General features: G+C 66.4%; 24 protein-coding genes. 11 read left to right on the top strand and 13 right to left on the bottom strand.

Going from position 1 to position 23,579, the window contains the following annotated elements; genetic code table 11:
• Positions 1-3: 3 nt before the first annotated feature.
• The 4 genes from KIK15_RS04975 to KIK15_RS04960 form a co-directional block, all read right to left on the bottom strand.
• Complete coding sequence (locus KIK15_RS04975) at positions 4-765, bottom strand: bifunctional 2-polyprenyl-6-hydroxyphenol methylase/3-demethylubiquinol 3-O-methyltransferase UbiG (protein WP_214242983.1); 762 nt, start codon at positions 763-765, stop codon at positions 4-6.
• Positions 766-920: 155 nt separating this feature from the next.
• The gene (locus tag KIK15_RS04970; protein WP_214242982.1) at positions 921-1,490 is read right to left on the bottom strand and encodes a TetR/AcrR family transcriptional regulator; all 570 of its coding nucleotides are present in this window, start codon (positions 1,488-1,490) and stop codon (positions 921-923) included.
• A gap of 106 nt (positions 1,491-1,596) precedes the next feature.
• Positions 1,597-2,262, bottom strand: coding sequence for a GNAT family N-acetyltransferase (locus KIK15_RS04965; protein WP_214242981.1), 666 nt, complete (start codon positions 2,260-2,262; stop codon positions 1,597-1,599).
• Positions 2,263-2,294: 32 nt separating this feature from the next.
• On the bottom strand, positions 2,295-3,692 hold the full coding sequence (locus tag KIK15_RS04960; RefSeq protein ID WP_214242980.1) for a wax ester/triacylglycerol synthase family O-acyltransferase: 1,398 nt from the start codon (positions 3,690-3,692) through the stop codon (positions 2,295-2,297).
• A 161-nt stretch (positions 3,693-3,853) separates the two neighbouring features.
• Between KIK15_RS04960 and KIK15_RS04955 the strand changes: the two genes are divergently transcribed.
• Positions 3,854-4,042, top strand: a complete 189-nt coding sequence (locus tag KIK15_RS04955; protein ID WP_214242979.1) for a ferredoxin — start codon at positions 3,854-3,856, stop codon at positions 4,040-4,042.
• Positions 4,043-4,091: 49 nt separating this feature from the next.
• On the opposite strand, the gene KIK15_RS04950 is transcribed toward KIK15_RS04955, so the two are convergent.
• The 3 genes from KIK15_RS04950 to KIK15_RS04940 all read right to left on the bottom strand — a co-directional run bounded on the left by KIK15_RS04950 (position 4,092) and on the right by KIK15_RS04940 (position 5,807).
• A complete protein-coding gene (locus KIK15_RS04950) occupies positions 4,092-4,694 on the bottom strand; it encodes an FKBP-type peptidyl-prolyl cis-trans isomerase (protein ID WP_214242978.1) in 603 nt (200 codons plus the stop codon).
• Between the two features lie 20 nt (positions 4,695-4,714).
• A complete protein-coding gene (locus tag KIK15_RS04945) occupies positions 4,715-5,326 on the bottom strand; it encodes an LON peptidase substrate-binding domain-containing protein (protein ID WP_214242977.1) in 612 nt (203 codons plus the stop codon).
• A gap of 172 nt (positions 5,327-5,498) precedes the next feature.
• Positions 5,499-5,807: an antibiotic biosynthesis monooxygenase gene (locus KIK15_RS04940; protein ID WP_214242976.1), complete on the bottom strand. Its 309-nt coding sequence runs from the start codon at positions 5,805-5,807 to the stop codon at positions 5,499-5,501.
• On the opposite strand from KIK15_RS04940, the gene KIK15_RS04935 reads away from it, so the two are divergent.
• Entirely contained in the window at positions 5,806-6,645 is an 840-nt protein-coding gene (locus KIK15_RS04935; RefSeq protein ID WP_214242975.1) for an alpha/beta fold hydrolase, read from the top strand. The two genes, KIK15_RS04940 and KIK15_RS04935, sit on opposite strands and share 2 nt — an antisense overlap.
• A 174-nt stretch (positions 6,646-6,819) precedes the next feature.
• Here KIK15_RS04935 and KIK15_RS04930 read toward each other — a convergent pair whose 3' ends face one another.
• Entirely contained in the window at positions 6,820-7,665 is an 846-nt protein-coding gene (locus KIK15_RS04930; RefSeq protein ID WP_284149952.1) for an A/G-specific adenine glycosylase, read from the bottom strand.
• Between the two features lie 61 nt (positions 7,666-7,726).
• On the opposite strand from KIK15_RS04930, the gene KIK15_RS04925 reads away from it, so the two are divergent.
• Together KIK15_RS04925 and KIK15_RS04920 are read left to right on the top strand one after the other, a co-directional pair.
• On the top strand, positions 7,727-8,359 hold the full coding sequence (locus tag KIK15_RS04925) for a carbonic anhydrase (RefSeq protein WP_214242973.1): 633 nt from the start codon (positions 7,727-7,729) through the stop codon (positions 8,357-8,359).
• Between the two features lie 158 nt (positions 8,360-8,517).
• Positions 8,518-9,327 carry a hypothetical protein gene (locus tag KIK15_RS04920; RefSeq protein ID WP_214242972.1) on the top strand — a complete coding sequence of 270 codons (810 nt, stop codon included), beginning with the start codon at positions 8,518-8,520 and terminating at the stop codon, positions 9,325-9,327.
• Here the strand turns inward: KIK15_RS04920 and disA are convergent, their stop codons facing one another.
• On the bottom strand, positions 9,328-10,410 hold the full coding sequence (disA, locus tag KIK15_RS04915) for a DNA integrity scanning diadenylate cyclase DisA (RefSeq protein WP_214242971.1): 1,083 nt from the start codon (positions 10,408-10,410) through the stop codon (positions 9,328-9,330).
• A 357-nt stretch (positions 10,411-10,767) separates the two neighbouring features.
• Between disA and KIK15_RS04910 the strand changes: the two genes are divergently transcribed.
• Together KIK15_RS04910 and KIK15_RS04905 are read left to right on the top strand one after the other, a co-directional pair.
• Positions 10,768-10,977, top strand: coding sequence for a hypothetical protein (locus tag KIK15_RS04910; RefSeq protein ID WP_214242970.1), 210 nt, complete (start codon positions 10,768-10,770; stop codon positions 10,975-10,977).
• Complete coding sequence (locus KIK15_RS04905; protein WP_214242969.1) at positions 10,974-11,501, top strand: PaaI family thioesterase; 528 nt, start codon at positions 10,974-10,976, stop codon at positions 11,499-11,501. The genes KIK15_RS04910 and KIK15_RS04905 overlap by 4 nt, the downstream gene beginning before the upstream one ends.
• Before the next feature lie 85 nt (positions 11,502-11,586).
• On the opposite strand, the gene radA is transcribed toward KIK15_RS04905, so the two are convergent.
• A complete protein-coding gene (gene radA / locus KIK15_RS04900) occupies positions 11,587-12,963 on the bottom strand; it encodes a DNA repair protein RadA (RefSeq protein ID WP_214242968.1) in 1,377 nt (458 codons plus the stop codon).
• Positions 12,964-13,022: 59 nt separating this feature from the next.
• Entirely contained in the window at positions 13,023-13,718 is a 696-nt protein-coding gene (locus tag KIK15_RS04895) for a hypothetical protein (RefSeq protein ID WP_214242967.1), read from the bottom strand.
• A 268-nt stretch (positions 13,719-13,986) separates the two neighbouring features.
• On the opposite strand from KIK15_RS04895, the gene KIK15_RS04890 reads away from it, so the two are divergent.
• Both KIK15_RS04890 and ispF read left to right on the top strand, forming a co-directional pair.
• The gene (locus KIK15_RS04890; RefSeq protein WP_214242966.1) at positions 13,987-14,475 is read left to right on the top strand and encodes a CarD family transcriptional regulator; all 489 of its coding nucleotides are present in this window, start codon (positions 13,987-13,989) and stop codon (positions 14,473-14,475) included.
• Positions 14,476-14,480: 5 nt separating this feature from the next.
• On the top strand, positions 14,481-14,954 hold the full coding sequence (gene ispF / locus KIK15_RS04885) for a 2-C-methyl-D-erythritol 2,4-cyclodiphosphate synthase (protein ID WP_214242965.1): 474 nt from the start codon (positions 14,481-14,483) through the stop codon (positions 14,952-14,954).
• Positions 14,955-14,973: 19 nt separating this feature from the next.
• On the opposite strand, the gene lpdA is transcribed toward ispF, so the two are convergent.
• Complete coding sequence (gene lpdA, locus KIK15_RS04880) at positions 14,974-16,359, bottom strand: dihydrolipoyl dehydrogenase (RefSeq protein WP_214242964.1); 1,386 nt, start codon at positions 16,357-16,359, stop codon at positions 14,974-14,976.
• Positions 16,360-16,501: 142 nt separating this feature from the next.
• Between lpdA and KIK15_RS04875 the strand changes: the two genes are divergently transcribed.
• Positions 16,502-17,221 carry a 2-C-methyl-D-erythritol 4-phosphate cytidylyltransferase gene (locus tag KIK15_RS04875; protein ID WP_214242963.1) on the top strand — a complete coding sequence of 240 codons (720 nt, stop codon included), beginning with the start codon at positions 16,502-16,504 and terminating at the stop codon, positions 17,219-17,221.
• Between the two features lie 107 nt (positions 17,222-17,328).
• On the opposite strand, the gene KIK15_RS04870 is transcribed toward KIK15_RS04875, so the two are convergent.
• Positions 17,329-18,237, bottom strand: a complete 909-nt coding sequence (locus tag KIK15_RS04870; RefSeq protein ID WP_214242962.1) for a hypothetical protein — start codon at positions 18,235-18,237, stop codon at positions 17,329-17,331.
• A gap of 274 nt (positions 18,238-18,511) precedes the next feature.
• Here KIK15_RS04870 and KIK15_RS04865 point away from each other — a divergent pair, with 274 nt between their 5' ends.
• A complete protein-coding gene (locus tag KIK15_RS04865) occupies positions 18,512-19,153 on the top strand; it encodes a heme-binding protein (RefSeq protein WP_214242961.1) in 642 nt (213 codons plus the stop codon).
• A 921-nt stretch (positions 19,154-20,074) separates the two neighbouring features.
• Positions 20,075-23,275: a cytochrome P450 gene (locus tag KIK15_RS04860; protein WP_214242960.1), complete on the top strand. Its 3,201-nt coding sequence runs from the start codon at positions 20,075-20,077 to the stop codon at positions 23,273-23,275.
• The last annotated feature ends 304 nt before the right edge of the window (positions 23,276-23,579 follow it).

The raw sequence follows: 23,579 nt of genomic DNA, 5'->3' as shown, positions 1-23,579 counted from the left end.
ACGTCATGCGGCGGCCCGGGCGATCAGCGCTGTGGGGTGTCCGGTCAGCTCCAGGGTGTCGGCGTTTACGGCCTCGCGTAGCGCCGAACGCAGCCGCGCCTTGGTGTCGGTGTCGAGGATCAAGAACCGCGAGTAGGTGAACACGGTGTCGAGCCAGTCCTCGGTGGAGGTGGTCTGACTCATCTCGAACCGCTCGAATCGCACCTCGAACCCGGCCGCGGTGAACTGGGACGCGGTCTCGTCGTCGGGTCGCCGCTTCTTCGAATCGTGTTGCGGTAACAGCTCATCGACCACCGCCCGGACAGCGGGGCGGTCGAAGGCAGTCCAGCTGGTCTCGTGGGAGAGCAGCGCCACCGCACCGCCCGGGGCCACGATCGTCCCCAGCTTTCCCACCGCCACCACCGGGTCGACCCAGTGCCACGACCGGGCGAAGGTGATGAGGTCGAATTGTCGCCCGCGGGGATCCCAGTCCTCGAAAGTGCCCATCTCCACGCGCACCCCGGAGTGTGTGGCGATGGCGGCCATCTTCGGATCTGGTTCCACCGCAAGCACATCGAGCCCGCGGGCGATCAGCGCGCGGGCCGCCTTCCCGGTTCCGGCGCCGACGTCGAGGGCACGACGCAATCCATCCGGGACCAGGGCGGCGACGGCGTCCATCATGTCGTCGGGGAAGTCGGGTCGGTACTTCTCGTAGTTCTCGGCCTCGGCCCCGAAGCTCAAAGCCATGTCGCGGTTGGTGTGCAGCAGCGGTGCGGGTTCGGACACAGCTTCAGCGTAGTCGCCACATATGCAAGTGAGCCCGATCGGTGGGGGCTACCGATCAGGCTCACTGTGTCGACCCGTGGGGTGGCCGACGACGGGAGGGACCCTCCCGCGATCTTGTTATTGCTCAATAACGGTATCGTGCCATACCGCGAGAGTCAACGATTGTGGACGGTGTTCGAGCTGCCGAAGACTTCGAGGATGAAGTCGGTGAGGCCCAGATCGTCTGCGTGCGAGGGCAGTTCGGAGGACAGGACGGCGTTGATGAGGAAGCCGCGGGCCAGGAAGTCACGGATCTGCACGGTGGTGGCGCCCAGGTCCTCCAGGGTGCGACACACCTCCCCGAACACGCGGCGCACCTCGGCGGCGATGGCCGGGTACTTCACCGCCGCGAAACCGTAGTTGTAGATGCGCAGCGCCTCGGGCTGGTTGAACACCAGCTCCTTGTAGGCCATGCCGACCCGGGATGGATCGAACTCGTCTGACTTCGCCGAACGAAAGGCCGCCAGCATCTTGTCGGTGGCGTGGCGGTGTGTCTCGATGAACAGGCTTTCTTTGCTGCCGAAGGCGCTCACCACGTACGGCTGCGAGACGCCCATCTCTTTGGCCACCTCGGCGGTGGAGGTGCCGTCGTAGCCGCCGCGGCTGAAGGCGCGGATGGCGCCATCGAGTAGTTCGTCGGCGCGCGCGGGAAGTCGACGCCGTACGGCGAACGGTTCGGCCATCATCCACCCTCCTCAGGCCATGGATTCTACGTTCATGACCTGAGAACGGCACCAAGGTCTGCGGCCGGTGTGCGGATCAGCACACCGGCCGCGACCTGGGCGAGCGGTCTCAGGCGGGTGCGCCGGGAGCGCGGATCACCATCGGGACACCGGGAAAGACCGACGCCATCTCGCTACGCGACTTGCGCAGTGCGGCGGTGCCGTAGCCCTTCTTGCGGTGCTCGGGGTGGATCCAGATGCGGACGCTCACCTCACCGGCGTCGGTGAGTTCACCGAACACCAGCCCCACCTTGTCCGACCCCTCGAGTGCGACGAACCAGGCGGCCTCCTCGGCGAACATCCGATCCTTCGCCGAGGCGATCTCATCGTCGAGAACGCCTGCGGGGGAACCAGATCCGTCACCTGCCGAACCGATCTCGGTGGTGCGGGCGGCGAAGAGGTCAGAGTCGGCGTCGGGGTCGAACGGCCGTAGGTCGAAGTTCTCGGCGGTGCTGGCCGGACGCTCGGCCTGGGTGAAGCTGAGCTGCGAGTTGAGGTCGTCGAGCTCCTCGGAGTTGCGTTTGCGCGCGGTCTTGGTCAGGTCCGCGAACGACATCCCCATGATCGCCTCGGCTCCGAGCGTGGACACCCCGAGTAGCTGGGCCACCGCGCCCACCGACGCGGCGCGGTCGTCGGCCTCGACGATGGTGTCGAGCACCTCGTGCCGCCGTTCGAGGGCGGTCAGCAGCGCGTGGGTGATCTCTCGGCGAGCGGCAGCGCGGTCATGATCGGTCATAGAGGTCACTCTAGATCGTTACCGGCCAGTAGCTATGCGCCTACGGCCTTTTCGAGTTCGGCCAACGAATCCTCCAGGTGGTGGATGAACCGTTGCAGGCTGGGCACCGATCGCCGACACCCGGTGATACCGAAATCCAGTTTGTCGACGTTGCTGGTCAACGTGATGTTCAACGCCTGACCGTCCATGACGATCGACGCGGGGTACACGCCCTCGAGCGGAGCGCCCTTCCAATACTTGCGATTTCGGAAGCCGGGCACGTTGGAGATGATGATGTTGAACGGTGGTCGCGTGACCGACACGAATCCTGGGATGGGGGTGAAGGTGAGCCCAGAGATGTTGAACAGGCTCATCATCAGGATCTGATGCGGGGTGAGCTCGGACATCACCCGCTTGGCCGACTGCACCGACTCGCGGATGGCCAACAGCCGGTCGAAGGGATCGGCGACGTCGGTGGCCAGCGAGGCGATGACGGCGCCGACCGCGTTGCCACCGAAATCCTCAGGATCGTTGCGTCGCAACGACACCGGCACCAGCGCGGTAAGCGATTTGTCAGGAAGAGCGTTGTGCTCCACCAGGTATCGGCGGATCGAACCGCTGCACATCGTCAGCACCACATCGTTGAGCGTGGCCCCGGCTGCGGTGGCCACCGACTGCACCCGCTCGATCTCCCACGACTGCGCCACGAATCGTCGCGAGCCGCCGATGGGGGTGTTGAGGATGGTGCGCGGCGCGTCGAACGGCGTGGTGAAGTGGTTGTCGCGCAGCGCCGAGTTGAGCAACTTCAGGGAGGCGGGCAGGAAACTGGCGGCGGTCCCACCGGCGGACAGGGCGGTGCCACCGAGCGCGGCGGCGTTGCGGATCAACGACAACGGGGTGATCCCGGCGTTGGTGGTCGCGGGCAACGACTTCTTCACCGTGCGGTCCCACGGGGTGCGGAAATCGGGGTCGTCGGGGTCCTCGGACAGCGCGCGTTCGTTCATGCGCAGCGCCGACACCCCGTCGAACAGCGAATGGTGCAGTTTGGTGTAGACCGCGAAGCGGTTGTCCTCGATGCCCTCCACGACGTGCATCTCCCACAGTGGGCGATGACGGTCGAGAAGTGTTCCGTGCCAGCGGGACGTGAGCTGGAACAGTTCGCGGATGCGACCCGGGCGGGGCACCGCGGAATGGCGTACGTGGTACTCCATGTCCACGTCGTCGTCTTCGGTCCACCACACGTTGCCGAAGCTGGCGACCGGGTCGGCGGGACGTCGGGTGAACTGACGCCACTGCACCGGGTGCGAGCGGATCTCCTCGATGAGGCCTGCGACGAAGTCGGGGCCCGCACCGTCGGGGGTGCGGAACAACTGCAACCCGCCGACATGCATCGGCCGTTCCCTCGACTCGGCCAGCAGGAAGATCGCGTCAGTCGGCGGCACGTAGTTCACCGGACCATTGTGTCCGGTTGCCGATCGGTCGGAGGTGCTTTGACGACAACCGTGCTCGGCGAGTCGCGGCGTGCGGTCGGCCCTCGCCGCGGGCGCGCGAGAACTAGTGTGAGAGAAGTCCCGGCGCGACCGGCGCCGGGCGTGAAGGGAGTGCGTCGCGCATGCGGATCAAGGCAGATTTCGACCTGTGTGAGTCCAACGCCATCTGTGTCGGGATGGCCCCGGACGTTTTCGATCTCGACGACAACGACTACCTGGTCATCCTGCAGGAGGAGGTGCCCGCCGACCGCGTCGAGGAGCTGCGCCAAGTGGTGGCCAACTGTCCGAAGGCGGCTCTCTCACTCGAGTGAGCCACCCGGAGGTCGATCAGCAGACGAGGTGATCAACCTCCGGCGCTGATCAGCCTTTGGTCAGCTTCACCAGGTCGACGACGAAGACGAGGGTCGAGCTGGCCGGGATGGGCCCGTTGGCCTGGGCGCCGTAGCCCAGGTTCGGCGGGATCACGATCTCGCGGCGGCCGCCCACCTTCATGCCCTCGATGCCCTTGGCGAAACCAGGTACCACGCCGCTGAGCGGGAAGTTGACGGGGTCTTTGCCGTTCTTCCACGACGAGTCGAACACGGTGCCGTCGGTGTAGAGCGCGCCGGTGTAGCGCACGTCGACCGAATCGCTCAGTGCCGCAACCTCTCCGGTGCCCACCTTGATGTCGGCGATCAACAGGTCCGCCGACGGGGTGCCGGTACCTGCCTCGATGGTGGCCTCGGTCTCGGTGTCGGTGCCGCCGCCCTTGATGGCCGGGATCCCCGCCGAACCGGGCGTACCCACCTTGGGGGCCGGCGCCTGCTCGGGGGCAGGCGCGGCGGTGGTGTCGGCCTCGGTGGAGGCGGCCGCGGTGCTCGACGAAGAGGACGAGTCGTTCGAGTCCGATCCGCAGGCCGCGATGAGGCCGACGGTGGTGGTCAGGGCCAGGGCAGAGGTGAAGATCTTCAGGCTGCGTCGCATGACCACGACCCTATGTGGTGTCAGTCCATCAACTGGAACTGGATGGCCGCGGTGACGGATTCGACCGCCTCGGCCAGGACCCCGATCCGCTCGACCGGCGACTCGGCCGCCAGCAGCGCATACCGGTCGGCCTGGCCCAACGGGAGTTGCCCGGCCCAGGCGTAGCTGCGGTCGATGTCGCCGTAGACGGTGTCGTCGAACGTGGCTTGCGCCTGCCCAGCCGACCGGACCAGCTCGAACAGGTTGCGGATGTCCTCGGCCACTGCGGCGTAGCGGGCCTCCAAGGCGGGGGTGTCGGCGGTGGCCACAGCACCGTCGGGGAACGGCTGCACCGTCGCCACCGGGTATGGGTCGTCGGGTAGCCACTCCACCACCCGCAGGCGCTCGGCCCCCACGCAGCGCAACACCGCGCGGCCGTCGTCGCGTACGCGGTGTTCGACGATGTGGGCGTCGGTGGCGATCATGTGGCGCTCGTCGCCGCCGCCGAGTTCATGGCCTCGTTCGATGAGCACCACCCCGAACGCGGGTTCGGGCCGGGCCAGACAGTCGACGAGCATGGTTCGATACCGCGGCTCGAAGATCTGCAGGGGGAGGATCTCCCCAGGTAGAAGCGCCATCCCCAGTGGGAACATGGGGAACGATGGTGTCGGCGAAACCGCCCTGGACTCCTCGGAAGGATCCTTCATCGAGACGAACCATTGCGCATTCTTCCAAGGTAACCCTGGTGCGTACCGTCCACCAGCCTCGATGTTGGAAGGCTCGGCCAGCTTCCTTCGGCGCGTCGGTTCGGCGCCGAGACGGCGGTCAGTTGCTGGGTCGTGCGTCGAGGACGACTTCGAACTCGAGCAGGTCAGCGCCCGAGGACACCGGGTTGGCGCGCTCGCCGGCGTGGGCCTCGCGCGACGGCCCCGCCGACCACGTCTGGAACGCTTCCTCGGTCTCCCACTGCGTGACCACGAAGTAGCGGCTCTCCCCTGCGGTGGGACGAAGGAGCTGGAAACCGAGGAACCCGGGGGTGCCGTCGACGGTGTGGGCACGATTGGAGAATCGCCTCTCCAGCTCGGGGCCTGCGCCTTCGGGAACACTGATTGCGTTGATCTTCACCACGGCCATGTCTCCTATCCTATCGATCGTGACCGAAACGGGCCTGCGCGATCACGGCACCAGCCGCGGTGATGACGCCCCGGCCATCGTTCTGCTGCACGGACTGATGGGTCGCGGCCGCACGTGGGGACGCCAGATCCCGTGGCTGCGTCGCTACGGGCGGGTGTTCACCTTCGACGCCGCGTTCCACACCGGCGCCCTGTCGCCCGACGGCACGCCGTGGGACATCGACGAGATCGCCGCCGACGAGATAGCCACCGAACGGTTTGTGGCCGACGTCGCCGAATGTCTCACCTGGATCGACCGGGGTCCGGCGGTGCTGATCGGACATTCGATGGGTGGGTTGCATGCGTGGTGTACCGCCGCGCAGTACCCCGAACTCGTTGCCGCCCTTGTCGTCGAGGACATGGCGCCGGACTTTCGGGGACAGACCACGCAGGACTGGACGCCGTGGTTTGCCAGCTGGCCCGACCGTTTCCAGTCACCGGCCCAGGCCGCCGCGATGTTTGGTGAGGTAGCCGGACGCTACTTCTACGAGGCCTTCGACGACGGCCGACTGCACGGTGACCTGTCGATCTGGGCGGCCATCGCCGAGGAGTGGGGTGGGCGAGATTTCTGGGCCCAGTGGCAGGCGTGCGACGGCACACCCACCCTGCTGCTGGAGGCCCAGCACACCGTCACCCCACCCGGTCAGATGCAGCGGATGGCGCAGATGCACAGTCGCGCAGCGTATCTGCGGGTGTCCGACGCCGGACACCTCGTCCACGACGATGCCCCCGACACCTACCGGGGTGCGGTGGAGGCGTTCCTCTCGCGCACCGATCTGACATCGGCCCCAGCCCGATGACACCCCCGTCGGTTGGGCGGAAATCCGCGTCGGTTGGGCGGTAATCCGCGTTGGTTGGGCGGTAATCCGCGTTGGTTGGGCGGAAACCCTCGTCGGTTGGGCGGTAACTGAGACTTCCGCCCAGTGGACGCTGATTACCGCCCACTCGACGGGGTTTACCGCCCACTCGACGGGTCAGGCTTCGCCGGGTAGCGCGAACCGACCGTCGGGTAACGCCTCCACCAGCCCGTCGGTCAACAACGAGTCCAGGGCGCGTTCGCGTTGACCCACGTCGGTGGTCCAGACGGCGTCGATTCGACTGCGTGACACCGGTTCTGCACTGCCTCGCAGCTGATCGAGGATCAGCCCCCGCACCTGCCGGTCGGTGCCGGCGAACTTCTGCACCTTCTTCGGGGTGGTCACGGCGGGCCGACCGAGTTCCACCCACCGGCAGTGCGACAGCGGGCACGCATGGCAGCTGGGGTTCTTGGCTGTGCACACCAGCGCACCAAGCTCCATGATGGCTGCGGAGAACCGGGTGGACCGCGCCCGTTCGGCGGGCAACAACCGCTCGGCGTCGGTCAGATCGGATTTCGCCGCGTTACCGGCGTCGCCGACGCCGTGGATCGATCGGGCGATCACCCGGCGCACGTTGATGTCGACCACCGGCACCGACTGCCCGAACGCGAAGCAGGCCACCGCGCGCGCGGTGTAGTCACCGATCCCGGGCAGGGTCAGCAGCGTCTCGACGTCGGCGGGCACCACGTCGTCGAACCTCTCGGCCAGCACCACCGCGCATTCACGCAGCCGCATGGCTCGCCGCGGGTATCCGAGCTTGCCCCAGGCTCGCACCACCTCGCCGACACCGGTCTCGGCCATGGCCGAGGGCACCGGCCACCGCGCCACCCATTCGGTCCACTTGGGGATCACCCGCACCACGGGGGTCTGCTGCAGCATGATCTCGCTGATGAGGATCTGCCACGCGGTGACCTCGGGCTTTCGCCATGGCAGATCGCGTTCGTGGACGTCGAACCACGCCAACAGCTGTCGTTGGTAAGCGCTGCGGTCGTGCGCGGGATATGCGTTGGGCACAATGTCAGCCATGGCAGACAAAACCCCCGCCCAGGCATGGCGCGAGATGCGCGAAGGCAACGATCGATTCGTGACCGGTGATCCCCTTCATCCGAGTCAGGGTATCGGCGACCGTGATCGGCTGACCGCCGGGCAGCACCCCAAGGCAATCCTGTTCGGCTGCTCGGACTCTCGGGTGGCGGCAGAGATCATCTTCGATCAGGGGCTCGGCGACCTCTTCGTGGTGCGCACTGCGGGGCAGACCATCGACTCGGCGGTGCTGGGATCCATCGAGTTCGCGGTGGCGGTGCTCAACGTCCCGTTGATCGCCATCCTGGGCCATGACAGCTGTGGTGCGGTGTCGGCCACCATCAAGGCGCTGGACAAGCTGGAGTTGCCCGGCGGCTACATCACCGATGTGGTCGAGCGGGTGGCGCCCAGCATCCTGGCCGGCCGCAGCGAAGGACTTTCGACCCCCGAGGAGTTCGAGGCTCGCCACGTCAAGGAGACGGCCGCCCGCCTGCTGGAGCGCAGCCGCACCATCGCTGAGGCGGTGGAGGCGGGCAAGTTGGGCATCGTGGGACTCACCTACAGCCTGGCCGAGGGCAAGGTGTTGCTGCGTGAGGCGATCGGCGACGTGGACGACACCCCGGCCACCGTGTGAGCCACACGCTGATGGGCCCCGTGTGACTCACACGCTGATGGGCCCCGTGTGACTCACACGCTCACGAGCCCCGTGTGACCAACACGCGGGCCACAAAGTGACCGACACGCCGCCCCGGCTGGGACCGGGGCGGCGTCTGGCCGCTTAGCGTTGGAACTGTGTTGGAGCCACAGGGACCGTTGCCGCCGGAGGTGTACTGGCGCCGCCGCATGATCGCCATCGGTGCCGTGGTGGCTGTGATCGTGGTGACCATCGGCATCATCGTGTGGGCGTCGAGTGGTTCGGACGACAAACCGCGGAACACCGCCAACTCCTCGTCTGGTCCGTCGGCACCGGCCGACCCGTCCATCACCGCCGACTCGGCCGCCCCCGGTTCGGGTGGCACCAACTCCGGTGGCACCTCCGGCGGCACCGGGTCGAACGGAAGCGGAACGGGTGCAACCGGTTCGGGGACCGGCGGGTCGGGCTCATCAGCCGCGCCCAGCACGTCGGCAGCCCCGGGTGCCCCCAACGCGCAACCCGCGCCGGGTGCGGTGCCCGCGAGTGGTCTGTGCCCGGATCAGAACATCTCGGTGGTGCTCTACACCGACAAGCCCAGTTACGTGGTGGGCGAGAAGCCGACGTTCACCATCGTCGTCACCAACGCCGGGTTGACCGAATGCACCCGCAACGTGGGCAAGGACATGCAGAACGTCACCGTGCGCAGCCTCGACGGCACCCGGTACCAGTGGTCGGCCACCGACTGCGCGCCCATCAACACCCCGAACAACCTGCTGCTCAAGCCAGCTCAACAGTTCAAGGACACCCTGGTGTGGTCGGGCACCACCAGCACCCCGGGCTGCAAGACGCCGCGCAAGCCGGTCGCGCCGGGCGCCTACCAGGCGATCGGCCAGATCGGTGAGCGCCTCAGCGCACCCATCACCTTCAACGTCACCGATCCACCGCCCGCGGCTCCGGCGCGGCCGTAGTCAGTCGAAGCGTTCGATGGTGGTCTCGGCCAAGCGGGACAAGCCTTCTCGGATGTGACGGGCCCAGATCTCGCCGATTCCGTCGATGGCCTGCAGGTCGGCTGAGCTGGTCGCCAGCAACGCCTGCAACGTGCCGTAGCTGTGCACCAGCCGGTCGAGGTGCGCGAACTGCAGACCCGAGATGCGGGCCAGCAGACGGTATCCGCGCGGATTCATGGTGGTGTCTTGGGCGTCGAGGGTGGTGGGGTAGCCGAACGCGCCGGCCACCAGCGTCGGATCCAACAGGTCGGTGTCGTTGAGTTCCTCGACGGCGGTCAGCGCGGTGGCCACCTCTTCGGCCGTGGCGGGCTCGGGGCTGGGGTAGTAGTCGCGAATCATCAACTCGCGCATGGCATCGTTGTCGCCGACCAGTTCTTCGAGTTGCAGGCTGAGTTGTCGCCCGTTGGTACCCAACTCCAACACGTACTGTTCGATCTCCACCGACACCCGGCGCACCATCTCCATGCGTTGTACCGCGGTCATCGCATCCCGCAGCGACACGTAGTCCTCGATCTCGGCCCGCGACAGTGCCGTGCTCACCTCGTCGAGTCGAGTTCGGTAGCGCTGCAGGGTGGCTACGGCGAGGTTGGCGCGCGAGAGGATGGGATCGGAGCCTTCCACCACGTGCCGGATGCCGTCGACGTAGGCACTGACGATCGACATCGACGCGCTGACCGAGATGACCGGATGTCCGGTCTGCACGGCGGTGCGTTCGGCGGCGCGGTGCCGGGTACCGGATTCCTCGGTGGGGATGGAGGGGTCGGGGACCAGTTGCACGTTGGCTCGTACGATGCGGGTGCCGTCGGTCGAGAGCACCACGGCCCCATCCATTTTCGACAACTCACGTAGCCGGGTGGGGGCGAACTCGACGTCGAGGTGGAAGCCGCCGTCGCAGATGCGTTCCACCGCTTCGTCGTGACCGAGCACGATCAGGGCACCGGTGCGCCCGCGCAAGATGCGTTCGAGCCCGTCACGCAGGCCGGTTCCCGGGGCCACTCGCACGATGGTCTCGCGCAACAGTTCGCTGTGGGCCTGCTCGGCCATCGCGAGTTCCTCTCTGACGGGACGGGCATTCGGACGCGCGCGCCCACAGCCTAACCGGTGACAAGACCTGCGGTTTCTGGCGTGGGCCACGCGATGATCCGCACCCGGCGATCACATAGGTCCTCGATGAACAGCACCTCGATTCCGCCCGCCCTTCCCGCGACCGACGTCGGTCTCGTACCTTCGTTGTGGCAGGCGATGCCTCGCCGCCATCGGTGTTCCCCACGCTGCCCACACAACCGTCCCAGGAGGACCCTCACATGCTCGGCCATCACGTCCCGATCCCGACCTTGCGATGCTGATCTGGGAACAGAAGTCTGGGGGCGAGGGCGAACTGCGCAACCGCGGGAGAAGGAATTGATCTCCCAGATCGTCACACCGGCGCAGGCCACCAAGATCTCGGCGCAGGCCGCGGCCGAAGCGCTGCGCATCCAGTCCGAGGCGGCGGCCGCGAACAACCGAATTACGTTGGACCAGCAGTTGATCGAGCAGATGCCGTTGGTGATACAGGCGTTGGCCGGTGGCGTGGCCAAGGCCGACCAGACGGTCCTCAACGGTGCCGAGTGAGTCGCGGGTTCGTCGTCCCCGACGATCTGGAACCGGTGACGCGGGCGGCCGACGCGCCGCCCGCAGGCACCCGGTTGTTCCACAATCGGGGCTGTTATGGCTGTGGCCCCGACTCGCCGAACGGGTTGCACCTGGATGTGCTGGCCGGGTCGGCAGCCGATGCGCACGTCGAGATCACCGTTGCGACAACACATCTCGGCGGACCCGGGGTGATCCACGGCGGCATCCTGGCGAGCGTGTTCGACGAGTCGATGGGTTTGGCGGTGCCGCTGGCGGCGGGGGCCATCGGGGTGACCGTGGCGCTGTCGGTGGACTACAGTCGGCCGGTGCCACTGGGTGCCCGGGTGCGATTCGACGTGGCGGTGCTGGGTCGAGCAGGTCGCAAGGTGTACACCGCCGGGGTGGCGCGAGTGGTCGACGACGGTGGGGCGAGTGAAAGTGCGCTGGGCGCTGAGGTCTCGGCGGCGAGAGCGTTGTTCGTGTTGATCGATCCACGTTCGCATTTCCGGTTGGACCGCACCTGACCCGTCGAGCGTGCCGAAATGACCCGTCGACCGTGCCGAAATGACCCGTCGACTGTGCCGAAATGACCCGTCGAGCGTGCCGAGATCAGAAGCCGTCGGCGGGTCCGGTCAGCGCGGCCCGGACCGCTTCGTGCAGGTCGGAAACCTGAGTCACCTTGATGCCCGTGGGCAGATCGGTGGAGCCGGTGGGCACGATGGCGTGTCGAAACCCCAGTCGCTTGGCCTCGGCCACCCGGCGTCCCACCGCAGCCACCCGCCGCACCTCGCCGGCCAACCCCACCTCGCCGATGGCGACGGTGGACCTCGGCAGCGGACGGTCACGCACGATCGATCCGATCGCCAACGCGATGGCCAGGTCGGCGGCGGGTTCGGTGATCTTCATGCCGCCCACGGTGGCCACGTACACCTCCACGTGTGACACCTTCACGTTCAGTCGACCCTCCAACACGGCCAGGATCATCGCCACCCGCGCTGAGTCCAGCCCGCTGACCGCGCGTCGGGGCGATCCGTTCTGGGTGGCTGAGACCAACGCCTGCACTTCACCGACCATCGGACGTTTGCCGTCCATCGACACCGTGATGGCGGTGCCGGGCACGTCAGAATCCCTGTGGTGCAGAAACAGTCCAGACGGATCGGGCACCTCGTGGATACCGTCGCCGCGCTGCTCGAAACAGCCGACCTCGTCGGCGGCACCAAATCGATTCTTGATGCCGCGCACCATCCGCAGCGAGGAGTGTTTGTCCCCGTCGAACGAGAGCACCACGTCGACAAGGTGTTCCAGTGATCGCGGACCGGCCACCGCACCCTCTTTGGTGACGTGACCGACCAGGATCACCGAGATGCCGGAGTTCTTGGCCAGTGACACCAGCGCTGTGGTCACCGAACGTACTTGTGTCACACCACCGTTCACGCCGTCGGCGCCGCCGGCGATCATGGTCTGCACCGAGTCGACGATCATCAGGGTGGGAGACACCTGTTGGGCATGACCGAGGACGGTGTCCAGGTCAGTTTCGGCGGCCAGGTACACCTCGGGGTGCACGGCGCCGGTGCGTTGCGCCCGCAGTCGAACCTGGGCGGCGGATTCTTCGCCGGTCACGTACAGCGCGGTGCGACCCTGCTCGGCCCAACGCTTGGCCGCCTCGAGCAGCAGCGTGGACTTGCCCACCCCGGGCTCACCGGCCAGCAGCACCACCGATCCGGGGACCACGCCTGCCCCTAGCACGCGGTCGAGTTCACCGATGCCGGTGGGAAATGCGGCGGCTGCCGCCGGGTCGATCTCGGTGATGCGTAGCGCCGGGGATGAGGGTGCAACCGCGGTTGCGCCGCGGGCCGTGGCTCCGATCTGGGCCACCGCCACTTCGGAGACCGAACCCCATTCACCGCAATCGCCGCAACGACCCACCCATTTGGCGGACTGGTGCCCGCAAGACGAGCAACGGAAGGACGCGCGGGGTTTGGCCACGGGCAAACCCTAGCGTTGGGGTGCGACAGTGCTGTGAGCTGCGGTGATCCGGACTCGGATCAGCCGCCCATCTCCATACCGCCCTCGCCGGCGGACTCCTTCTTCTCCTCGCCGACCCCGGGGTTGAGGGTGGAGCCGCCGTTGCGCTCCATCGTCGCGCCGGCGTCGACGGGCACGTTCACAGTCACCTTGCCGCTCTTGGCGAAGGTGAAGTCCATCGGGACGGTGAGCCCGGGTCGAATCTGGTTGCCCGCACCTGAGATCGTCACGTCGATGCGCGTTTCGCCGGGGGCCTCTGCGGAATCGGCGGTGGCCGGGGTGGAGCTCTGCGGGCTGCTGGCAGCCGAAGATTCCGGCGCGGTGGTCAGCAGCAGGGAGGGGTTGCCCGCACGCAGCGAGCGGGTGGCCTTGAGTTCCTTGCTGCCGGTGATGGTGGCGGTGCCGCCGCCGGGCAGGGTGATCGAGACCAGCGCGTCGTCTTCGTCGGGGCTGTTGTTGGAGATCAGGAACGCCAGCTCGAACGGCCCGCCGGAGGCGAAGGCATTGGTGGCGTCGGCCTCGGGGAAGATGATGTGCACGTCGCGCAGGGCGATCTTGCCTGCGTTGCCGCTGGTGCCGTTGACCGCGGCCTGCTGACCGGCCGACTGCGAGACCTGACCGGCGCCGCAGGCGGTCATCCCGAAGGTGAGCGCGGCCCCGGTGGCGACAACGGCGACGGCGCGGGCCAGGGTGCGAAGGTTGGTGAGCTCTGACACCGGGATTCCTCTTCAGCTCGGGACCGCGACGGGCCGGACTTTACGACGGCGCGGATCTCAACCCCCGCCTGCTCTACGCAGAGTAGTGGCCGCCATGCTGCAGAGCGCGCTCGGGTCGTGGAATGAGCTGCGTCACCACGGTGCTCGGTGAGGCCGTTTCGAGACCTCACGGAAGCGATCGCCGCTGGTAGGCCGCTGACCTGCACCGTTGGCCGATGCCTGTTCGTGACCCGTGCTAGACTGGCCCTATCGAAAGGGGCTTGGAACATTGAATTTCAAAGTCGGTGACACCGTTGTCTATCCCCATCACGGTGCCGCGAAGGTCGAAGACATCGTCATCCGCACCATCAAAGGCGAGCAGGTTGAGTGTCTCGTCTTGAAGATCGCGGACGGCAACATGACCGTGCAGATTCCCACCACGAAGCTCGAGTACGTCGGTGTCCGCGACGTTGTCGGTGAAGAAGGCCTGGGCAAGGTCTTCGACGTGCTGCGCGCCCCCCACACCGAGGAGCCCACCAACTGGGCCCGTCGATTCAAGGCCAACCAGGAGAAGCTGATCTCCGGCGACATCATCAAGGTGGCCGAGATTGTTCGTGACCTGTGGCGTCGTGAGCAGGACCGTGGTCTGTCGGCCGGTGAGAAGCGCATGCTGACCCGCGCCCGCCGCGTGCTGGTCGATGAGCTGTCGTTGGCGCAGGGCACCGACGACGCGAAGGCGTCGGTCATCCTCGACGAGGTTCTTGCCGCCGCGTCCTGATGGACATGCGGGTAGGCGTCGGCACCGACGTCCACCCCATCCAGTCGGGCAAGCCGTGCTGGATGGTGGGATTGCTGTTCACCGACGCCGACGGGTGCGAGGGTCATTCCGACGGTGACGTGGGCGTGCATGCACTGTGCGACGCGTTGCTGTCTGCAGCCGGGCTGGGCGACCTGGGTTCAGTGTTCGGTACCGGCAGGCCCGAGTGGGCTGGGGTCGACGGGGCTCGGATGCTCACCCATGTGCGTGAGTTACTGTCCGACAACGGTTTTCGTGTCGGCAATGCGGCCGTTCAGGTGATCGGCAATCGTCCCAAGATCGGGCCCCGACGCGCCGAGGCACAGCAGGTGCTGTCTGATCTGGTGGGGGCGCCGGTTTCGGTGTCGGCCACCACCACCGATGGACTGGGGCTGACCGGTCGCGGTGAGGGGATAGCCGCTGTCGCGACAGCGTTGATTTTCACCGTTTCTGCCGACTGACGTAACGCGCTGGCGCTCACTAGCTGTGCGCGTGCAGCGGCTTGCCCGCCAGCGCCAGATGCGCCTCACCCAATGCCTCCGACATGGTCGGGTGGGCGTGGATCAGGGGCGCCACCTCGTCAGGTCGAGCCTCCCAGTTGACTATCAATTGCGCCTCGGAGATCAGGTCGCCGGCCCGTTCACCCACCATGTGTACACCCAGGACGGGCCCGTCGGCGGCGGCGATCACCGTCACCGAGCCGTGGGCGCCCAGGATACGTGCGCGCGCGTTGCCCGCGAGATCATATGTGGCGGTGATGATCTCGTGGCCCTGCTCGCGAGCCTGGGTGGAGGTGAGGCCCACCGAGGCCACCTCTGGATGCGAGTAGGTGACCCGCGGGACGCCGGTGTAGTCGATGGGGGCGGGGTTGCGTCCATTGATGGCCTCGGCCACCAGGATTCCCTCCGCGAAACCCGCGTGCGCCAGCTGCGGGGTGGCGATGACGTCGCCGACGGCGTGAACACCAGGCACGCTGGTCTGACCGTTGGCGTCGGTGACGATGTACCCGCGGTCGATTTCTACACCCACTTTTTCCAGGCCCAGCCCGGCGGTGGCCGGAGCGCGTCCGATGGCCACCAACACCACCTCTGCGGTCAGACTGCGTCCGTCGGCCAGGGTGACCTGTGCGCCGTCGGCGGTGGCTGTGGCCGCGGCGACCCGCATGCCGGTGATGCTGGTGATGCCGCGGCGGGTGAACGCCGTCCGCAGCTGGGTGCCCGATGTGGGCTCTTCGGCGGGCAGCAGTTCATCGCACGCCTCGACGATGGTGATCTGCGCGCCGAACGAGTGCCAGGCTGAGGCGAACTCGCAGCCGATGGCGCCGGCACCCAGGATGATCGCCGAGGCGGGGGGTTGTTCGCGGGTGAGGGCATCGTCGCTGGTGATGATGGCGTGGTGATCGACAGTCACGCCGGGGATCTCGCGCGGGGCCGACCCGGTGGCGATGACCAGGTGGCGGCCGGTGACGGTCAGTGTCGAGCCGTCGGGGCGGGACACCTCGATGCTGGTGGGGGAGCTCAGCGTGCCGAACCCGTCGATGACGGTGATGCCGCGCCCGGCGATGAGCCCGGTGAGCCCGCGAAACATGGCGGTGACCACGCGATTGCGATGGGCGGCGACGGCGGAGTGGTCGATGCCCTCGAGGGTGGCGCGCACGCCGTAGGTGGCGGCCTCGCGCACGGTGTCGAGCACCTCCGCGCTGTGCAGCAGCGCCTTGGTGGGAATGCAGCCGCGGTGCAGGCAGGTGCCGCCCACCTTGTCGGCCTCGATGAGACCCACGGTGTTGCCCAGCTCGGCCGCGCGCAGGGCCGCCGAGTAGCCGCCGCTGCCGCCGCCGAGCACCACCACGTCGTAGTCGTCTGTCATCGCTTCACCTCGCCAGCTCACCTGACTGTCACATTTGTGACAGTCCGTGCACCTTCGTGCGTTAGGCCGATTCTGGCACGAACAGCGATCGGCGTCACATGGTTTCGCTGATCGGTGGCCGTGATCGCTAGCATCAGAGCCCATGCCCCCCGATCAGCTGGCCGGGTCGGCCGGGGTGTCGCTGGTCATCCCGGTGCCGGTCCGTTCACACGCAGCGCATCTCCCGCGGTTTGCCCATATCGCCGACGCGTCGCCGTTGGCGCATTGCCTGGATGCGATGCGCGCGCCGGGGCGGGGGTTTGATCGGGTGCTTGTGGTGGCAGCAGAGCTGCATCGCGGCGATGCGCGCAGCGTGTTGGCCAACCACGGGCACCCCGACGTCGAACTGATCACCGCACCCGATCCCGGTCGGCGGGTGGACTGCCTCCGGGCGGCCGTGGATCACCTGGGTACCCGATCAGAATCGATTGTGGTGCATGATCTTTCGCGGCCGCTGGTGTCGTTCGAGGTGCGCGACCGGATTCTGGATGCGTTGGGGTCCGGAGCTGAGCTGGTGGTGCCGATGTTGCTGATGGTGGACAGCGTGAAGTCGGTGGACGGGCACGGATCCGTGCTCTCCACCATCGACCGCAGCCACCTACGGATGGTGCAGTATCCGCGTGGGATGTCGATGTCGTTGCTGCGCACAGTGGTTGACGAAGCGGCGGCCGGCGAGGGCACCACCGACGAGGTGGATGTCGCCCTGGCGCACGGGATCACCGTGATCACCGTTGATGGTGACCCCGACGGGTTCTCGGTGGGCGACCGCGATGTGCTGCTGGCCGAGGCGATTCTGTCGTGTCGGCTGGAAGGCCGCCGATAGCGGTCTGGGCGCGCGTGAGGTCGGTGTGACCGACCGCCGCAGTCACCAATTACGCCCAGGTAGGGCCAACGACTGACAGTAGCCGCCGGCTCGGGGTGGGCAACGGGTCACGGTCCGACGCCGATCGGAATCGGGGGGTCGAAGCTGCCGTTGTCGGGAAGCGATTGATGGCCCTTCTTCTCGCCCACCTCGCGGACGGTGGACACCGAGGCCAGCGTCGCGGATCCCTGTCGGGCGATGGAGTCGTCGTACCACTCGAACCAGGGCAACCCGTACCTCTGGTACTCCTCGATGGTGGCCGGCCGGTGGTGTGGCGCGACGCCGGTGATCGAACGCCACTGTTCGGTGTTGACCGTCCGGACGAACGCAGAGATCCCAGCCGTCAGATCCCAGTTGTCCGACGGCTCCATCGGTGTTGCTATCGACTGCTTGATCGAGCCGCCGGCGCCCAATCCCATTCCGCCCGGGGGCGCACAGAAATCGACGCCGACCTCGCACATACGGAGCTGCGAGCGTTGTGCCCACACCGACGTGCGTAGCGGATACACCGACAGCCAGATGCCACCGCGCGCAGGCTCATCGGAAAGCTGTTCTTCAGCGGTGTAACCCTGGCCCAACGGCATCGCGACGAACTGACGGACCACGCCGCGCCCGGTGCAGAACCCGTCGAGCCACGGCTGGGTGGGGACCTCGAAGTAGTTCTCGGATGCGAAATCGGGTTGCGGGTTCCACTTTTCTCCGGTGACAGCGTTCACTGATCCGGCGCCCACCATGACCAGGAAGGGATTGCGGGTATCGAAACTGAGCCAGCATGCTTCGGACTGCCACATTGGCATGATGATCCCGTCGCGGGCGGTGGACGACAGGTCGAAGTGCCCCAGTGTCGGCGGGAGACCGTAGGTGGACTCGTCGTCGGGAACACGTAGCGTGCGGTGAAAAATGACCCGCATCGATGCGTCGGGCGCTATCTGGGGGAAAGTGAACTCGAGTCCTCCAGCGACGGTGGCAACTGACATGTGATTTCAACTCCTTCGGTGTTGGCCTGAAGCTAGCGCCGACCACTGACACTCGTCCGCTGGTTCTGTCGTCGACCGTGATTTTCGTGCGGCCGGTGGCTGCGTAAAGCGATGCGGCGTGTCCGTGGGCTGGGCTCTGCAGGGGCGACCGTAGGCGAGCGAGCGATGCCCTGCCTGGGGATGGACCGATGCACGACGGAACGAAACAGCGGGCGCCGCTGTTGATCCGATGAGTGGTCCAAGACATCAGGAGCAACCCAGGAGAGGACGCGACATGCTGTCGAAAGTTGTGAACGTTGTCGAGCAGGTGGCCGATGCGGTGTTGGGGATAATGGGGGTGCGGGCGTTGACCGAGGAGCCAGCACACACCAAGCGCCGACTGACCGACAGTGTGGAGATCCGCAGGTACGGCCCGCGCGTCGCTGCGGAGACCACGGTGCAGGGGACTGATGAGCAGCAGGCCCGATCGGACGGGTTCCGGGTGTTGGCGCGCTACATCTTCGGCGGCAACGGGGCTGGGGAGAAGGTTGCGATGACCGCACCTGTCAGCCAGGGCGCGGTCGCACCGGCGAAAGGTCAGCAGATTGCGATGACTGCTCCGGTGGCCACCGCGGTGCACGACGGTGGTTGGACCATCAGGTTTTTCATGCCGGCCAAGTGGACGATGGAGACGTTGCCTACGCCCAACGACAGTCGGGTACGGCTGGTGGAGGTGCCTGCGGAATCAGTGGCGGCGATCCGGTTCACCGGGTCGCGCGATAGCGATGCGGTGGCCGCCAAGACCGCAGAGTTGTTGAATACGTTGGCCGTGAACGGGATCGAGACCGCCGGAGAGCCGGTCAGCTGGTTTTATGACCCGCCGTGGACGGTGCCGTTCCGTCGTCGCAACGAGGTGGTTGTTCCGATTGCGGAGTGAGTCTGTGCGCTCGGTACGAATTCGCTGAATTATCCGCCTAGATCGTGGCGGGGCGGAAAACGCGGGTCTGATAATTCCGTGGTATTTCGTTGTGTGCTTTCCTTTCCCTCCTCACCCTGTAAGGCCAACAGATGCCGAGCCGCAGTGATCAGCCGTCGACGGCCCCGGGTACGGCATCGATCAACGCGAAGATCCCCGGTGCGTCGTCGAAATTGCCCTTGTAGCGCGTCGGGGCTCAGCCAGATGATTCCCGACGGGACATCGACCAACACGTTGTCGATGTCCATGTCGATGTTGAAAACTTGTTTGGTTCTGACCATTTCGTCCAGGTGGCAAGTACGCGCGAATGCGACACCGGCCGCACAACGGATCGATGTGTCACCTTCTTGTGCTCTGAGCGCCGCGATCGGCAGTGGGCGACGCAATCGTCAGGGCCTTGCGACGAGCAGGAACAGATGTCACGAGACACCGACTGCGCTCAGGTCGTGTTGTGCAAGATGGTGTGCTGTTGCGGCCTGGCTCCCGAATGGTGTTGCACCGCTTGAACCTTGGCGACCAATCGGCCGCTGACCTGCCGCTGGATAAGTGGTGTGCCGGTGAGCACTTCGAGGACTGCACCGACGGTTACATCCTTTCCCAAGATATCGAATTGGTTGCAGATTCGGCGACCGCGTGGTGCCGCAACGTGTGGCCTCGTTGCGCCTCCCGGTGAGCTCGGATGCTGCGGCGAGTTCCCAGACCAGCTGTTTCTGCTGGTCTGCACGCGCCTTTACTCGGCCGGTGCCGAAATCTGCGTCGAGAATCTTTGTCCGATTTGTCGTACGTTTGTAATAGTTAGCGCCGGGTCGTCCCCGACGGGGCAGGTATCTTGAAGGCGAAAACTCGGCGACCAGCGCTGACGCGCTTGCACAGGGAGATTCGATGACCAAAGCCTCGAAGTACGAAGCCATTCCAGAACCTGCCGGCCTTCCCCTGGTCGGTCACACCTTCTCCGTTCCGGAGGGCCCAGGTAACAGCTTCGAATGGCTCAGTGAGCGCGCCACCGAGCTCGGCCCTATCTTTCGCATGCGCGTCGCCGACCTCACCGTCAACGTTCTCACCGGACTCGACGTCGTCTCGGAAGTGACTGACGACGCCAAGTTCTACAAGCTCCTCACTGGCGACTTCGCGGAACTGCGGCCTCTGCTGCAAGACGGCTTGCTCTCGGCTGGAGAGTGGGAGCCCAACTGGCAGAAGGCCCACGAGATCCTGCTGCCCGCATTCTCTCAGGGTGCGATGCGCATTTATCACGACGCGATGTCGAAAGTGTTGCGAAAGCTTATCGCCAAATGGGATCAGTACGCGGCCGACGGCACCACCATCGACGTCAATGCCGACACCACACGCTTGACCTTCGACATGATCGGCCTGATGGGGTTCGGGTACGACTTCCAATCCTTCGACAAGGACGAACTGCACCCATTCGTCGCGGCCATGACGCGCGTGATGGCGTTCGCCAACCTGCGGTCGCGGAGTCTGCCCGGCGAGGAGTTGTTCCAGCGCAAAGGTCTCGCGCAGTTCGAGGCCGACATCGCGACGATGAACAAGACGGTCGACGACGTAATCGCCGAGCGCCGACGCACCGGTGACACCAGTACGAACGATGTGCTTGGTCGCATGCTCACCACGCCCAACCCCAACACCGGGGAGTACCTCGACGACGCCAACATTCGCGCCCAGACGATCACGTTCCTGCTCGCCGGCCACGAGACCACCAGCGGTCTGATCGCCTACGCGTTGATGCATCTGGTCAAACACCCCGATTCCTTGGCGCGCGCGCAGGCCGAGGTCGACTCCATCCTCGGCGACGAGGACCACCCGGAGGTCAGCTACAACGACATCGGCCAGTTCACCTACATGCGCCGCGTCATCGACGAAACCTTGCGCCTGACCCCCTCGGTGCCGCTCTACCAGGTCGCTCCCTACGAGGACGCTGTGCTGCTGGGCAAATACTTGGTGCCCAAGGATCAGCCGGTGATCGTTCACATCGCGGCGCTGCACCGGCAGCCTGAATGGGGCGGGAACGCCCACCTGTTCGATCCCGACCGGTTCAGTCCCGAGCGGTCGGCGGGTCGGTCACCACATCTGTTCAAGCCGTTCGGCAACGGCAAGCGTGCCTGCATCGGGCGCCAGTTCGCCATCCACGAGGCGATGATGACCCTCACCGAGGTGGTACACCGCTACAACCTGTTCGACGTCGAGAACTACCAGCTCAGCCACACCGGGACCATCACGGTGCACCCCGCCGGCTTCAAGCTCAAGCTCGAGCGGCGGACCTCCGAGGAGCGTCGGGCCGCGCCGGCGCAGGTCGAGGAGAAGACCACCTCCGTCGGCACTGCTCGCCGTGCCACCGGCACGGCACTGCGGGTGCTGCACGGGTCCAACCTGGGAACGTGCTCGGGGATCGCAGAGGATCTGGCCGCGAATGCCGAGCAAGGCGGATTCGAGCCGACCGTGGCCCCGCTGAACTCGGCTGTGGACACGCTCTCCGACAGCGAGGGTCCGGTGCTGATCGTCGCTGCGTCCTACAACGGTGAACCCACCAGTGATGCGGCCGAGTTCCTCTCCTGGGTCGAGGGCCTGCAGCCGGCCTCGCTGGATGGGGTGTCGTACTCGCTGCTCGGCGTGGGTGACCGTAACTGGCCCAACACCTATCACGCAGTACCGAAACGGCTTGAGGCCGCGCTGGACGCTGCTGGTGCGACCGCATTGACACCGCGCGGTGTAACAGATGTCGCCGGGGATTTCGTCGGCGACGTCAACCGGTGGACGGCGGAGACCATCGGGGTGTTGCTGGAGAAGTACGGCACCGAAACCACGGCCGAGGCAGTGGCCGCCGAGCCCGACGATGCCCCGCTTTACACCATCACGGAGGCCTCGCCCACGGTGACAGGCAAGTTGGTGAGCACCCATTCGCTGACGCCGATGACGGTGATCGAGACGCGTGAGCTGGTCGATATGGAGCACGAGCTGGGCCGCTCGAAGCGGTTTGTGCGGGTGCAGCTCCCCGACGGCGTCACCTACCGCTCCGGTGACCACCTGGCTGTGCTGCCGGTCAACGGCGACGATCTGGTTACCCGCGTGGCCGCGCGTTTCTCGCTCGATCCGGAAACGGTCATCCGGCTGACCCCGCGGCGCCGCGGCAGCGATGTGCTGCCGGTCGACCGACCGCTGTCGGTGCGCACGCTGCTCTCGGAGGTGGTTGAACTTCAGCTGCCCGCCACCAAAGAGGCGGTGGCGGCACTGCTCGAACACACCCAATGCCCGCCTGATCGCGCGCGACTGGAGGCGCTTTCGGGTCTGTCCGACGAGGAGTTCGCCGCCGAGGTCACCGCCAAGAACGTGAGCGTCTTCGATTTGCTGGAGCCGCACCCGGCGATCGAGATCCCGTTCGTGCGCTTCCTGGAATTGGTGCCGGCCATCAAGCCGCGGTCGTACTCGATCTCGTCGTCGGCGGCGGCCTCGCCCACGGCCGCAGATCTGATGGTGTCGCTTGTGGACGCTCCGCACCGCAAGGGGGAGGGCAGCTACCGCGGCGTGGCGTCGAACTACCTGCAGAACGTGCGCGAGGGTGATGTGTTGCAGGCGCGAGTGTTGGCGTGCGCGGAGGCGTTCCGGCTGCCCACCGACGATTCGGTGCCCGTGATCATGGTGGCCGCCGGTACCGGCGTGGCTCCCTTCCGTGGTGGCATTCTCGACCGTCAGCACGCCGGGTTCACCGGTCCGGCGCTGGCCTACTTCGGGTTCGATCACCCCGATGTGGACTACCTGCACCGGGACGAGCTGGAGGCCGCCGAGGCTGCGGGTGCGGTGTCGATGCGTCCGACGTTCCTGCACGCCCCCGACGGTGACGTCACCTTCGTCCAGCACCGCATCGCCCGGGAGGCCGACGAGGTGTGGAGCCTGCTGAGCCAGGGCGGCAAGGTGTACGTGTGCGGGGACGGGCGGTTCATGGCTCCGGCTGTGCGTGAGGCGTTTGCCCAGATCTACGCCGACCGCGCCGGCACCGACCTCGAGGGTGGCCGTGCGTGGCTGAGCGAGCAGATCGCGGCGGGCGTCTTCGTCGAGGATGTCTGGGCCTGACCGGTCGGGCGAAGGTTTCTGCGGCGGCGCCGTCGGGTCAGTCCCGGCGGCGCCGCCAGCGGAACGCGGTTCAAATCGTGATGGTGTTCGCGGCTGAGCACCGACGTCGGCTGTTGTCCTGACTCGCTTTTACCGAGCACGTCAGACGCGACTTGGGAAGCGTTTTCGCGCACGTGTACGCGGGATTACGTCACGTGGCGCGCACGGAGGCGCTGTCGTCGACCGCGGTCACCTCGCGCCATCGAGTGCGTCCACGATCCGATTGAGAGAGTTGGCTTTGGCGTCATCCACAATGGTAATTCAG

The sequence above is a fragment of the Williamsia sp. CHRR-6 genome (assembly GCF_018474015.1).
GTDB lineage: Bacteria > Actinomycetota > Actinomycetes > Mycobacteriales > Mycobacteriaceae > Williamsia_A.
The sequence above is the reverse complement of the archived record's forward strand: the minus strand, read 5'-3'. Positions and strand labels throughout refer to the sequence as shown.